At 44.8% G+C, this 12,638-nt stretch carries 13 protein-coding genes; 7 read left to right on the top strand and 6 right to left on the bottom strand.

Annotated features, from left to right (window positions below):
- Positions 1 to 151 precede the first annotated feature (151 nt).
- Positions 152 to 997, bottom strand: a complete 846-nt coding sequence (locus AC07M6_RS09340) for a transglutaminase-like domain-containing protein (RefSeq protein WP_494888743.1) — start codon at positions 995 to 997, stop codon at positions 152 to 154.
- Complete coding sequence (locus AC07M6_RS09335) at positions 994 to 1,725, bottom strand: proteasome-type protease (protein ID WP_494888742.1); 732 nt, start codon at positions 1,723 to 1,725, stop codon at positions 994 to 996. The genes AC07M6_RS09340 and AC07M6_RS09335 overlap by 4 nt, the downstream gene beginning before the upstream one ends.
- A gap of 236 nt (positions 1,726 to 1,961) precedes the next feature.
- Between AC07M6_RS09335 and AC07M6_RS09330 the strand changes: the two genes are divergently transcribed.
- From AC07M6_RS09330 to AC07M6_RS09300, 7 genes are all read left to right on the top strand, one after another.
- A complete protein-coding gene (locus AC07M6_RS09330) occupies positions 1,962 to 4,538 on the top strand; it encodes a DUF3857 domain-containing protein (RefSeq protein ID WP_494888741.1) in 2,577 nt (858 codons plus the stop codon).
- Entirely contained in the window at positions 4,510 to 5,586 is a 1,077-nt protein-coding gene (locus AC07M6_RS09325; RefSeq protein ID WP_494888740.1) for an acyltransferase, read from the top strand. Before AC07M6_RS09330 ends, AC07M6_RS09325 begins: the two co-directional genes overlap by 29 nt.
- A gap of 338 nt (positions 5,587 to 5,924) precedes the next feature.
- On the top strand, positions 5,925 to 7,241 hold the full coding sequence (locus AC07M6_RS09320; protein ID WP_494888739.1) for a DEAD/DEAH box helicase: 1,317 nt from the start codon (positions 5,925 to 5,927) through the stop codon (positions 7,239 to 7,241).
- A gap of 107 nt (positions 7,242 to 7,348) precedes the next feature.
- Positions 7,349 to 7,825, top strand: coding sequence for a DUF4920 domain-containing protein (locus tag AC07M6_RS09315; RefSeq protein WP_494888738.1), 477 nt, complete (start codon positions 7,349 to 7,351; stop codon positions 7,823 to 7,825).
- Between the two features lie 134 nt (positions 7,826 to 7,959).
- Positions 7,960 to 8,280 carry an ArsR/SmtB family transcription factor gene (locus AC07M6_RS09310; protein ID WP_494888737.1) on the top strand — a complete coding sequence of 107 codons (321 nt, stop codon included), beginning with the start codon at positions 7,960 to 7,962 and terminating at the stop codon, positions 8,278 to 8,280.
- Positions 8,281 to 8,301: 21 nt separating this feature from the next.
- Entirely contained in the window at positions 8,302 to 8,742 is a 441-nt protein-coding gene (locus AC07M6_RS09305) for an SRPBCC family protein (RefSeq protein ID WP_494888736.1), read from the top strand.
- Between the two features lie 366 nt (positions 8,743 to 9,108).
- Complete coding sequence (locus AC07M6_RS09300; RefSeq protein WP_494888735.1) at positions 9,109 to 9,441, top strand: hypothetical protein; 333 nt, start codon at positions 9,109 to 9,111, stop codon at positions 9,439 to 9,441.
- Between the two features lie 284 nt (positions 9,442 to 9,725).
- On the opposite strand, the gene AC07M6_RS09295 is transcribed toward AC07M6_RS09300, so the two are convergent.
- Genes AC07M6_RS09295 through AC07M6_RS09280 form a run of 4 tightly spaced genes read right to left on the bottom strand, consistent with a single transcriptional unit; the run spans position 9,726 to position 12,590 of the window.
- Positions 9,726 to 9,944 carry a hypothetical protein gene (locus AC07M6_RS09295; RefSeq protein WP_494888734.1) on the bottom strand — a complete coding sequence of 73 codons (219 nt, stop codon included), beginning with the start codon at positions 9,942 to 9,944 and terminating at the stop codon, positions 9,726 to 9,728.
- Between the two features lie 55 nt (positions 9,945 to 9,999).
- Positions 10,000 to 10,995, bottom strand: coding sequence for an MlaD family protein (locus tag AC07M6_RS09290; RefSeq protein WP_494888733.1), 996 nt, complete (start codon positions 10,993 to 10,995; stop codon positions 10,000 to 10,002).
- A gap of 6 nt (positions 10,996 to 11,001) precedes the next feature.
- On the bottom strand, positions 11,002 to 11,775 hold the full coding sequence (locus tag AC07M6_RS09285; protein ID WP_494888732.1) for an ABC transporter ATP-binding protein: 774 nt from the start codon (positions 11,773 to 11,775) through the stop codon (positions 11,002 to 11,004).
- A gap of 5 nt (positions 11,776 to 11,780) precedes the next feature.
- A complete protein-coding gene (locus AC07M6_RS09280) occupies positions 11,781 to 12,590 on the bottom strand; it encodes an MlaE family ABC transporter permease (protein WP_494888731.1) in 810 nt (269 codons plus the stop codon).
- Between the last annotated feature and the right edge of the window lie 48 nt (positions 12,591 to 12,638).

Here is a 12,638-nt window from a genome sequence, read left to right as displayed (position 1 = left end):
AGTGCAAGAAATATTTTGAAATAGATATTAAGTAATTGGTAATGAATTGATTATAATGTTACTCCGAAGATCAGAGCAAAGTGGCAATCACATAATTCGCTCTGCCTGCGACGAGATTGCCGCATCACACTCGCAATAGTAATGGCGGGATTTACAAATACGTTAACCCCTCAAACTTACCGCTGGGATAAAAATAAGGCTTAAATTTTTCTTCGGCCAGTTCACAGCTGATGTTCATGGTGGTGCCGTAGGCATCGCCAAAAATGCTGGCAACGGCGGCGTCGGCGGCATCGCGGCCGGTGGCTATTTTAACCATGCCATTCAGCGGGGCCAGGCCTGTAGCATCAAACAAAACCCATTGGTTGCCCAGGTAAGCTTCAAAACAGGCATGGAAATCGGCCGGTTTTAGTTTATAGGCATAGCCTGTAAAGTACCGGGCAGGTATGGTAAGCGCGCGGCATAAGGCAATGCCTAAATGAGCAAAATCGCGGCAAACGCCTGCTTGTTCGGTCACGGTATCATAGGCCGATGTTTGGGAGTTGGTTGATCCGCTTAAGTATAAAACGTTGTTGCGGATCCAGTTGGTGAGCGCCATTACCTGCTCAAACGGACTATTAATATAACCAAACATGTGGTTAGCCAAACGGTATAGTTTATCCGATTGGCAATAACGGCTGGGGTTTAAAAAAGGTAGTACCTCGGGGCCAAGCCGGGCAATAGTTATTTCCTCCACATCGCGGTGATCGCTTATTTTAAACGAATTATTAACAACCGCGTTGTACGAAACAGACAAGCTGCCGGCTTCGGGTATGTCCAGTCGTATCAGCCTGTTTTCACCCCCAACAGCATTCAGCTCTTCAATCCTTACCTCCGGACTTACCGTAAATGTTTCCTGCAAAACTGTTTGTTCGGGCGTGCGCAGGGCATGGATATTCAATATCAGCGTACTGGCCGAGTTGATGGTATAATTAAGTTGTGCCGATACGTTAAACTTCATATAGTTGTTTCCGGTAAATTATGGAATGCCTTTTCCATCCAGTCTTCGCCTACATTTTGCAGGGCGGTACCCAGTTCCTGGGCCCATTGGTCTGATATATACTCCAGGTCTTTCTTTTCGTAACGCTGCTCCACCATATCAAACGAATCTTTTTTATACAGCACCACATCTATCGGGAAATCAACATTATTAGAACTTACCCTTGTGCTGTCAAACGATAAAAAGCCAACCTTTAAGGCCAGTCGCATAGATGAATCCTCTTTAAGCACCCGGTTCAGTATCGGCTTGCCATGGCCGGAGTTACCGATGATAACAAAAGGCGCTCCGTTGCCCAACTCCACCCAGTTACCTTCGGGATACAGCAGAAACAGCTTGTGTTCTTCATCATCCTTTAACTGTCCGCCTATAACCGTATTCAAATCAAATTTAAAGCCGGCCTTTTCAAGCGTGGCCCGGTCTTCGTTGGCTACACGTTTTACCTGTTCGCCAAAGGCGTTAACGGCTTTATAAAGCTTGTTATACTCGTTATGCTCCATCATCTCATCAAAATAAACCATCGCTTTATCGCGTACCGAGCGCAGGCCGCTGGTCATGATAAAGAGCGAAAACTGGTCTTTTTGCTTCACCGAAATTTTCTTTTTTATAGTAGTATCCGTGCCCGATGTAATGCGTGTATCGGCTATAGCTATTAATCCTTCTTTAACTTTTATTCCTAAACAGTAGGTCATTCTTTATAATCGATTATTCAACCGCCAAAATAAATTAAATAAACCAAAGGCAGGGCTTTTTATAATAGAAAATTAACCACAGCGTTCACAGAGATTTGCACAGCGTTCACAGAGAATGTATTATGATCATATTTAACCGGATTGCTCTGTGCCCTTTGTGGCTAAATTAACTTGCAGTAAAATTAACATGGACGGTATAGTATAATCATCATCTTTTTTATATTTTCAAAGCCTGTATGAAATACCAAAAAATTAAGGCTTTTGTTATATTGCTGTTTGTGCTGCTGGTACCGGGGTTGCTGAAAACACAGGCCGCTAATCCGGTTGTGCATATATCACCTAAACCCAACTGGCTTAACACGTACAAACCTTATGATGTCCGCCCGCCTGCCCGCAGTATCGAGAACGGTTATTTTTTGGCATTGGTAGAGCGGCAGATAGATGTAGACCGGCAAGCCAATTATCATCATTACATCCGCGAAATTGTATCGGAAGCAGGCATCCAGAACGGATCGCAAATTTCGGTGAGCTTTGACCCGGCTTACGAGCGTTTGGATTTCCATCAGATCATCATCTGGCGTGGCAATAAACCCCAAAGCCGTTTAAACCCTGCCGATTTTAAACTGATGGCCGATGAGGCCGATTTTTCCAAATTTATTTACCAGGGGAGCTATTCGGCCAATTATATTATTCCCGATATCCGGAAAGGAGACCGTATTGAATATGCCTACACTATCACTGGGCGTAACCCGGTTTTTGGCAGCAAGTACTGCGATAATATTTATATGCAGGGCGGTCAAACTATCGCGCATGCCTATTTTAGTCTGCAGGTTTCGGCAGCGCGTAAACTGAATATGAAAGCCTTTAATAAGGTGCCAAACCCGCTTATTACCCAGGCAAACGGCGTAAAGCATTATGTTTGGGAAAGCTACCAGGTGCCCCCCGGCGACGACGGCAGCAACAACCCCGGCTGGTACGATACCTATGCCAATGTTGAAATTAGCGAATACAATACCTGGGCCGAGGTAATTAACTGGGCGCTTAAAGTAAACCCGGTAGCCAACAGCCTTAGCGGTGAACTAGCCCAAAGAGTGGCTAAACTAAAAGCCGATGCTGGCAATGACAAGGAGAAATACTTTAGGGAAGCCGTTAAGATAGTGCAGGATGAGGTGCGCTATATGGGTATCGAGATAGGGGAATACTCGCACCGGGCCAATCACCCCGAAAATGTGTTTAACCAGCGTTATGGCGATTGTAAGGATAAAGCCTTACTGCTGGCATCCATGCTGCGGGCCAATGGGATAGAAGCGTACATGGTATTGGTTAATACCTCCCTGGGGGGTAAAATAGACAGGCTGTTACCAACAACGGCAGCCTTTAACCACGCGGTTGTAGTAGCCGCATTAAATGGTAAGCAGGTTTGGGTTGATGCAACCATATCGTACCAGCGGGGCAAGGGGAGCGATATCTATTTCCCTGATTATGGAAAAGGGCTGCAGCTTAAAGCGGGTAATAATGGATTGGTAGATATCCCGCTAAGCCCGACCGGAAAAATGACCACCCGGGAAAAATATACGGTTACCGGTGTAAAAAAGAAGGTGCGGCTTGATGTTACCACTACCTACACGCTAAACCAAGCCGATGATGTACGCAGCCGGCTGGCATTGTCGGGGATTTATACGGCCGAGAAGAACTACCTGAAATACTATGCCAAGATCTACCCCAAAATTGAAACCAAAGACTCGCTGATTGTTAAGGATGATGAAGAGAAGAATGAACTGGTTACAATTGAAAGTTACCTGATCCCTGATTTCTTTACGCCTGATTCCACCAATACGGGCACGTACCAGGCCGGTTTTTATGCTAACTGTATCGACGAACAATTACCGACTATCACCAATCAAACTAAAAACCCGGTATCGCTGAATTATCCTTATGATCTTGATTATACCATAGAGGTGATCCTGCCGTCGGGTTGGGGTATTACCGAAAGGAATTACGCCATTAAACGCGAGGCTTACACTTTTGTATCAAATTACAGCACCTCGGGCAATTCCCTGCTTTTACACTACCGGTTTTCACTCCTGAAGGGTTTTATCCCCCTCAATCAGTTAGAGGAAGCACGAAAAGACATTAGCCTGTTAAAAGATAAAAAACTATCCTATAGCTTTACTTATACCCCGGGTGATGCCAATGTTGCCGGCGCGGTACCAAAAGCCAATGTATGGATGATTGCACTGGCAGCTTTTACATTATTAAGCTGCACAGGCCTGGCTATCTGGATCTACCATAGAGAAACACCGGGCGTTGTATTTGCACCGGGAGCATCTTTTGTGCCGATAGGGGGCTGGTTAATACTGATAGTTATAGGCTTATTTGTTACTCCTTTAAACATTGCCCGCATATTTTTTGATGGCGATTATTTCAACCTGTCTGCCTGGAATGTCTATGCGCACCATAGCGGGAATTTTGTATTCAGGGCGATATTAATATGGGAAACGGTGGGTAATATCATTGTGTTTTGCTTAGCTGTTTTTTGCCTGGTATTGCTGTTAAATAAAAGGGACATATTACCCAATGCAATAATTGTATACTTCGCCTTTGGTGTGGTTTTAACCCTGGTTGATTATTGCCTGGCTATCAACTTAAATAAAGATTCTACATCGTCTATCAGCAGCCTGGTGCGCAGTATCATTATGGCAGCTATATGGATCCCATATTTCAAGCGGTCGACCCGCGTACAGGAAACATTTATTGTACCGCATCCGCCTTATAATTTCAGCTATGAAAAGCCAGAGCTTGCCGAACAATAAGGCGCAACCGCTGGGCTGGATCAATAACCTGCGGCTGATTGCCTTGTTTGCGGTGATCATGCTGCATTGCAGTTCGCCGCTTTTGGCCGACTATAGTAAAGCTCCCTATAACCAATGGCTGGCCGCCGATTTTTATAACGCGCTCACCCGTTTCGCGGTGCCGGTTTTTGTAATGATTACCGGAGCCTTACTGTTAGGTAAGGAAGAGGATGTATTTGTTTTCCTTAAAAAACGCCTGGGCAGGGTAGTGGCGCCCTTCCTGTTCTGGAGCCTGGTGTATGTGGCTTACGCTTTTTATATCGACGAAATTCCGTATACCGGCCATGCATGGGTTACCGTTAAGCAGGTACTGCATCAGCTGAAATATGGCAGTTCGTACCATTTATGGTATGTGTATATGCTGATAGGATTATACCTGATCATCCCCGTACTGGGCAAGTTTATCCGTAACGCATCCCAAAAGGAAACAATCTATTTCCTGGCCGTATGGCTGCTGGTTATGCTGTTTAGTCAGCCCTATTTAATGCGTTACAATCCGCAGGTTGATGTGCGGTATTTTGGCGGCTATATCGGGTACCTGGTTTTAGGGTATTACCTGGCAAACAAGGTCTTTAACAGCAGCCGGATGGTGATATTAATGGCCTTGTTGTTTGTGCTAAGCGTAGGGTTAATCACACTCGGCACAGCCATGCTGTATCATTATTATAACGGCATCAGTACGCTGATGTACGAGCCCTTAAGCTGGCCGGTAGTGCTACTATCATCAAGCGCGTTTTTGCTGATGCGGTTTGCCCAACCTAAGGTATCGCCTGTTTTAATAAGGGTAAGGGATCTGGTATGTAAATACAACTATGGCATTTACCTTGGCCACGCATTAATTTTAACCTTGCTGGACGACCCCGACCTGACCGGTTTCAGTCTCAGTTATAAATCGTTTAATCCTTTTGTGAGCATCCCGGTTACGGCCTTTGTTTGCTTTGCGTTGACGCTACTAATGATCTATCTGATTAACAAGATACCCTTTATAGGTAAGTACATTTCTGGTTGATTGACCTTTTAGGGCAAGGTATATAGGGGGTTAACACGACTTAACATAATTCAATTTTTGTTATAATTAAGTAATTGATAATCAGTTATTTGATGTCTTTTCGGGGTTAACATAAAATGACTTAAAAGTCATTTTGAACCTCCCTGAAATAGCTATACGGATTTGTGAGTAAATCCTATCATCCCTATCTTTTGCTTACTACCAACCCAAAGTCCCGATGGGACCTGGAATAATATTACCGGTAGCGGTATTTTTAAAAGCGATGCCTGCAAGTAAGCCCCGCTTTATGATAAGCCCGTTTAAAATTGCTATCTTGCACAATTCATCAATATTATATAGTGACTTTCGAAGATTTTAATTTTAACGAACATTTAGCCGAGGGGCTGGACGCCATGGGATACACCACGCCAACACCCATACAGGCTATGGCCATCCCTGTTATTATGACGGGAAAAGACCTGATAGCCTGCGCGCAGACAGGCACTGGCAAAACAGCATCATACTTATTACCAGTGCTCAACAAAATTGGCGCAGGCGATAAACTTTATATCGATACACTGATATTAGCTCCTACCCGCGAACTGGCCCAGCAAATTGACCAGCAGGTTGAAGGCCTGGCTTATTTTACCGGCATTAGTTCGGTAGCGGTATTTGGCGGTGGCGACGGTATTGTTTACGAACAGCAGCGCCGGGCCATACAAAACCATGTAAACATTGTAATTGCTACCCCTGGCCGGCTGATTGCCCACCTAACATCGGGTATAGTTAAACTGGATAAGCTGCAGCATTTGATACTGGACGAAGCCGACCGGATGCTGGATATGGGTTTTTACGATGATATTACCCGTATTATCCGCTACCTGCCCGCCGAGCGGCAAACCTTACTATTTTCGGCCACTATGCCGCCGCGGATCCGCCAGTTGGCTAATACCATTATGCGCAGCCCCGAGCAGATCAATATCGCGCTGTCGCAGCCGGCTGTGGGGATTAATCAGCAGGTTTACCGGGTGCACGATAGTCAGAAGATACCGTTGATCAAACTATTGTTAAAGGACGGTGCATACTTAAGCACTATCATTTTTTGCTCAACCAAGGATAAGGTTAAAGAAGTTAATAAGGAACTGAGGGCAGCTAAATTAAAAGTGAGCGCGTTCAGTTCGGATTTTAAACAATCAGAACGCGAGCAGATCCTGCTTGACTTTAAAAACAAAACCCTGCCTATTATTATCGGTACCGATGCTTTATCGCGCGGTATTGATGTGGAAGGTATAGACCTGGTGATCAATTACGACGCGCCGCCCGATCCCGAAGATTATATCCACCGCATTGGCCGTACGGCCCGTGCCGCTACAACCGGTACAGCTATAACCCTCATCAATCATCGCGATGAGCAAAAACTAAAGCGTATTGAAAGCATGATTGGCAAACCGGTACCGCAAACACCGCTGCCTGCCGAAATTGGCGAATCGCCGGCCCCAAGGGACGAGCGTAGCCATTCATCGTCGCATAGTCGCCCGCATAGCGGCGGAAGTACTAAGAGTGGAGGGGGAAATAATAACCGTAACAAGAAAAAATGGCCCCGCAAAAAGCCATCAGGCGATAGAAAACCTAATGAATCGGCGGGTAATGCCCCGGCTCCATCAGTAACAGAATAAAGGACAATCAGCATATTTGCTCATCAGCAGGAGGCATCATGTCAGTTTTTGCAATAACTGGATAAATGCTTAGTTTTGATGCAGATACTAAAACTAATCAAAGCGCTATGAAATCTATTTTATTATTTGCTGCTGCATTACTGCTTACCATTGGCGTAAAAGCGCAGGACAAAATAACACCTGCTGCACCAGGCGTTACTTACGGGAAAACACTAACTGCCGATAATGCCGTAAAGGTACAGGCGCTGGCTGCATCGTTTAAGGGCGACTCGGTTTATAAAGGGAAAATTACAGGCGAAGTTGTAGAGGTTTGCACCAAAAAAGGCTGCTTTATGAAACTGGCCCAGGCTGGCGGTGGCGAGCCCATTATGGTAACCTTTAAAGATTACGGATTTTTTATGCCGCAAAATATTGTGGGTAAAACAGTTGTGATAGCCGGTACTGCTAAAGTAAGCAAAACATCGGTTGAGCAATTACAGCATTATGCCGAAGATGCCGGTAAAACCGAAAAAGAAATTGCCGCTATTAAAACACCTAAAAAGGATGTGGAAATAGTTGCCGACGGCGTGCTTGTTGTAAAATAAGTAACAGAATATGATTTGATAGCCCCTGCTGAAAAGCAGGGGCTATTTTTTTGCGGAAAAAAGTCTGAATAAATTTGCGTAACTGAATGGTTACTCTTATAATTGTAACCGAACGGTTACTTATATCAAGAGAGATGAGAAGAGATGTTTTCCAGGCCATTGCCGACCCAACCCGCCGGGCCATCATAGCCATGCTGGCTAACGAGCAGTTGAACCTGAACGCTATTGCCGATAGGTTCGAGATCAGTCGCCCGGCTATATCAAAGCACATTAAGATCCTTAGCCAATGCGGTTTGCTGACTATTAAACAGCAGGGCCGGGACAGGTATTGCAAAGCCGATTATAAAAAACTGGGCGAAGTAGCTACCTGGGTAGATCAATACCGCCAGTTCTGGAACACTAAATTGGACGATCTGGATAAATTTCTGGCTTTAGGAGATGATAAAACGGAATAATCAATTAAAAACAACATCAATATGGAAACACAAAAAAATGCGCAACCGATAGTGGCAGAAAAAAGCTATAATGCGCCCGTAGCGAAAGTTTGGGAGGCCCTTACCGATAACGATAAAATGAAGCAATGGTATTTTAAGCTTGCCGATTTTAAAGCCGAAGTTGGCTTTGAGTTTGAATTTACTGGCGGCGACCCCAAGGGGACGCAATACCTGCATAAATGCGTGGTGAAAGAAGTTATCCCGAATAAAAAGTTAGCTTACAGCTGGCGCTATGACGGGTATGAAGGCGACTCGCTGGTTACGTTCGAGCTATCGGAGGAAGCTAGCGGAACGCATGTTAAGGTAACCCATACCGGCTTAGAAACATTCCCCGCCATTGAAGCATTTGCTCCCAAAAACTTTGACGCGGGATGGAACGCTATTTTGGGTACCAGTTTGAAGGATTTTGTAGAGAAGGTTTAGTGTTTACTTCTGATTGTCGTTGCGAGGAGCAGCGGGGACTGTGAGAAGGGGCAACGTTAAAACCACCATGTCATTTCGAACGAACTTGTGGAGGTTATGTGTTGGGGTGAGGAGAAATCTTATACGATTTACCTATCGCGCGTACAAGATTTCTCTTTCGCCCTCCACGCAATCCCTGCCCTTGCTCTATCGAAATGACATGGTGTTTAAAACAGATACGTCATGGGTCGCAGTGTTGGAATGCGAGAGAGGGTGGCGAGATTGTCACGCTCCGCTCGCAATGACGTGTTGGTGACCGAAATGACATTTTTTAAACGATACAAGTTCAACGGTGTTGTATCTTTGTACCCTTGCAAAGGAGCAGCTATGAAACCGGGAGATAAAGTAATTTGTATCGATGCGAAGATCGACCCAGAGAAATCGGAGGAGATCAGGCGAGATTTTGAGATCTGGGTAACCAAGGATAAAGAATATACCATCCGCGAAATACTGGATAACAACGGCATTGTACCCGGCGTACTGCTGGATGAGATCCACAACTTCCCCAAATACTTTAAGCTGATCAACAAATTCCAGGAACCGGCTTTTGCCTTATGGCGTTTCCGTAAGCTCAATTACGCTACAGCTGAAGCAGCCGAAGAGCATGCCGAGGAATTAGTAGGAGTGGAGCCGGAAGTTGAGCGGTTAGTTAAGAAATAATTAAAACATTGGTTCTTGCCGATTATCCCAGAAAAACAGAACTTGAATGTGTTCTGCGTGTACTTGGTAATATACCTAACATTGCTTTGTAACTAAGCCTTTTCGGACATTGCTATCAAATTCTACTGCCTTAAATAAGTAAGGTTGATTTGATATATTTATCAGGACTTGGTCTACCCGCTTTTTGAATTTATCGGAAGCAACATTGCCCCAATTATTTTTTATAAAGATGGTAGTGGAAATTAAAGTTTCGATCGCTTCCTCAGAAACCAATATCCTAAGACTCATATTTTACCCAATAATTCCTTTACTTCTTCGTAAGGTAAATATTGGCCGTTCTTAAACTGTTCCTGGCTCTTCTTAATGCCGTCTATTACAAATTGCGGTGTGGTACTGCTTTCTTTTTTACGCGCAAATAAAGACCTGATATCTTTCAACAAAGATTGATCCTCTGTTTCTAACAGCATTTTAGCTAATTCTATTTTTTCAGCCTGCAGGTTCATATTCAAATTTACTTAATGTAAATGATTATTAAAAATAAACCTTTTTCAATCAAAATTATTGCTTTCCGGCTTTCTTTAAACTATCGGCTTTAGCTTTTGCCCGGTCTTTAAAAAAACCTTTCAAAAAGAAATTACTTTGCAACGCCTGTAGGTCATCGTTTAACTTTACCGAGCTTTGCTGTAAATAATCAATACTGCTGCGCAGTTTAGCGGCGGTTTTAGGGTCATCCAGCAAAACACCTACCACATTATCCTTACCATTCAGTTTATCGGTAGCCTTATTCAGGTTCTCTACCATTGCGGCAGCGCTGGTGGTAGTTTTTTGCAGGTTATCAACCGATGCCCTTAGTTTTTTGTAGGTGCTGGTATCTGTCAACAGGTTATCGGCCAGGGTGCCCTTGCTGTTTAGTTTGGCGCCAAACTTATCCAGTTCCATCGCCATGCGGGTGGTGGCTGCTGTAGTATTATTCAGGTTTTGTACAATCGTGCGAAATTTCATGGCCAGTACGGTATCGCCCATCAGCGCGCCTATCATACCTTTGCCTTCAGCTAATTGATGGCTTACCTTTTTAAAATCGGTGGTGATCGCTAAAATATTCAGATTGTTTTGCTGCAGGGTTTTGGTAATATCCTCTGTTGATAATAGTTTCTCGGCCTGTAACACATCGCCATCCTGCACAGGCGGTGCCTGCGGACTACCGCCATCTATCACAATGATCTTATTGCCGATCAGGCCGTCCGAACTGATCCGCACCCCGGCATTACGGTGGATGTATGATTGCAGGCTTTTATCAACGGTCATGCGTACATCAACCTGCGATACGCCTTTAAATTTAATGCTGTTAATAGTGCCCACCTTAACGCCCGAAAACCAAACGGCGCCGCCTTTTTTCAAGCCGGCCACGTCATCAAACACGGCGCTGATCTGGATACCGCCGCCAAAAGTCTTTTGATTACTGCCTAAGGTAAATATCCCTAATACAAATATAACAATGCCAAGGGCTATAAATATGCCCACAATAATGGCCCGTTTGTTTTCTCCTGTATCCATGGTTGGTTATTGTATAAAGTTATAGTCGTAAAATGGTTTCACACGCGCGTCGTCGGTATCAAATACTTCTTCAAAGCTGCCCTGGCGCTGAAATTGCCCGTCAAGCAGTATCGCTATCCGGTCGCCTGTACTTTTGGCGCAGGTCATATCGTGTGTAATAATAATTGATGATGTTTTATACCGTTCCTGCACCTCGTTTATCAGTTCGTTTATCTCAATACAGGTAATCGGGTCAAGTCCGGCTGTTGGCTCATCATACAGCATAATTTGCGGCTGCAATATCAGTGTACGGGCAATCCCGATCCTTTTACGCTGTCCGCCCGATAATTCGGATGGCATTTGGTTAATGGTTTGCGATAAACCAACCGCATCCAGCACGGTTTCAACCGCGGTATTAATTTCGGCGCGGGTTAAGTTGCGCTGGTTACGCACCAGTGGAAACTCCAGGTTATTGCGTACCGTCATACTATCGTACAAGGCGCTGTTCTGGAAAGAGAAGCCAATGTTCATCCTGATCTCCTGCAACTGTACATCGTTAACCGTGGTAACCTCCTGTCCCAATACCTTCACACTGCCACTATCTGCTTTAAGTAAACCGGATATGATCTTGATCAGTACAGATTTACCCATGCCCGACCGGCCCAGCACCACCAGGTTTTCGCCCTGGTAAAGGTCAAGGTCAACGCCACGCAAAATGTGCAGGTCGCCGAATGATTTCTTTAACCCGCGTATATTAATAACCGTGTTATTATAGTCGATATATCCCGTAGGTTTCTCCATATTGCTTAGCGGAACCAGCCGGCTATTTGTACAATGATCACTTCTTCAATAAACACCAGGAACATGGCTGTAACTACCGATCCGTTGGCGGCTTTACCAACGCCCTCGGTGCCCTTATCGGCAAAAAAGCCCTGGTAGCAGCTTACCACGCCTATAGTAAAGCCAAACACAATGGATTTGGCTAAGGATGCTTCAAAATCTATAAAGGTAAGCGGCTCAAAAACCTGTTGCATATAAGTGCTAAAGCTTGTGCCTTCGCCCTGGTTAACATTCAGGAAACCGCCTATAATGGCTATAAAACCTACATAAGTGGCCAGCAGGGGTATAGTAATAGTAGTGGCGATAATACGTGTGCAAACCAAATATTTAAAAGGCTTGGTGCCCGATACCTCCATGGCGTCTATCTGCTCGGTTACCCGCATCGATCCCAGTTCGGCGCCAATGCTTGAACCAACCTTACCGGCGGCTATCAGCGCGGTTACCAAAGGGGCAAGCGCGCGCATAATGGCAATGGATACCAGGCCGGGCAACCACGATGTGGCGCCAAATTCGGCTAACGAGGGGCGGGATTGTTTGGTAAAGATCACCCCGACGATGAAGCCGGTAACGGTAATCAGTGTAAACGAGCGTACACCTACCTGGTAGCATTGTTTAATTACCTCGTTCCATTCGTAAGGCGGTAAAAATACTTCCTTAAAAAAACGGGCTAAAAAAAGGTAGATTTTATAAAGGCTCAGAAAAAAATCGTTGAGGCCGCGCTTGAAAGAGTTGTATTTTCGCGGTTGTACGGTTGTAAGCTTTTCCTGGGTATTCATCTATATCATTAACATCGTTTTTCGGTGGACATAACTTGTAATAGCTAT

The sequence above is a fragment of the Mucilaginibacter sp. GW821-FHT07H05 genome (assembly GCF_059418485.1).
Note: the sequence above shows the minus strand (reverse complement) of the source record. Positions and strands in the feature narration are given on the sequence as shown.

Bases quoted from the DNA above. Each gene is read 5' to 3' on its own strand.
- AC07M6_RS09340 (WP_494888743.1), bottom strand. From the start codon at position 997: ATGAAGTTTAACGTATCGGCACAACTTAATTATACCATCAACTCGGCC.
- AC07M6_RS09335 (WP_494888742.1), bottom strand. From the start codon at position 1,725: ATGACCTACTGTTTAGGAATAAAAGTTAAAGAAGGATTAATAGCTATA.
- AC07M6_RS09330 (WP_494888741.1), top strand. From the start codon at position 1,962: ATGAAATACCAAAAAATTAAGGCTTTTGTTATATTGCTGTTTGTGCTG.
- AC07M6_RS09325 (WP_494888740.1), top strand. From the start codon at position 4,510: ATGAAAAGCCAGAGCTTGCCGAACAATAAGGCGCAACCGCTGGGCTGG.
- AC07M6_RS09315 (WP_494888738.1), top strand. From the start codon at position 7,349: ATGAAATCTATTTTATTATTTGCTGCTGCATTACTGCTTACCATTGGC.
- AC07M6_RS09310 (WP_494888737.1), top strand. From the start codon at position 7,960: ATGAGAAGAGATGTTTTCCAGGCCATTGCCGACCCAACCCGCCGGGCC.
- AC07M6_RS09305 (WP_494888736.1), top strand. From the start codon at position 8,302: ATGGAAACACAAAAAAATGCGCAACCGATAGTGGCAGAAAAAAGCTAT.
- AC07M6_RS09300 (WP_494888735.1), top strand. From the start codon at position 9,109: ATGAAACCGGGAGATAAAGTAATTTGTATCGATGCGAAGATCGACCCA.
- AC07M6_RS09295 (WP_494888734.1), bottom strand. From the start codon at position 9,944: ATGAACCTGCAGGCTGAAAAAATAGAATTAGCTAAAATGCTGTTAGAA.
- AC07M6_RS09290 (WP_494888733.1), bottom strand. From the start codon at position 10,995: ATGGATACAGGAGAAAACAAACGGGCCATTATTGTGGGCATATTTATA.
- AC07M6_RS09285 (WP_494888732.1), bottom strand. From the start codon at position 11,775: ATGGAGAAACCTACGGGATATATCGACTATAATAACACGGTTATTAAT.
- AC07M6_RS09280 (WP_494888731.1), bottom strand. From the start codon at position 12,590: ATGAATACCCAGGAAAAGCTTACAACCGTACAACCGCGAAAATACAAC.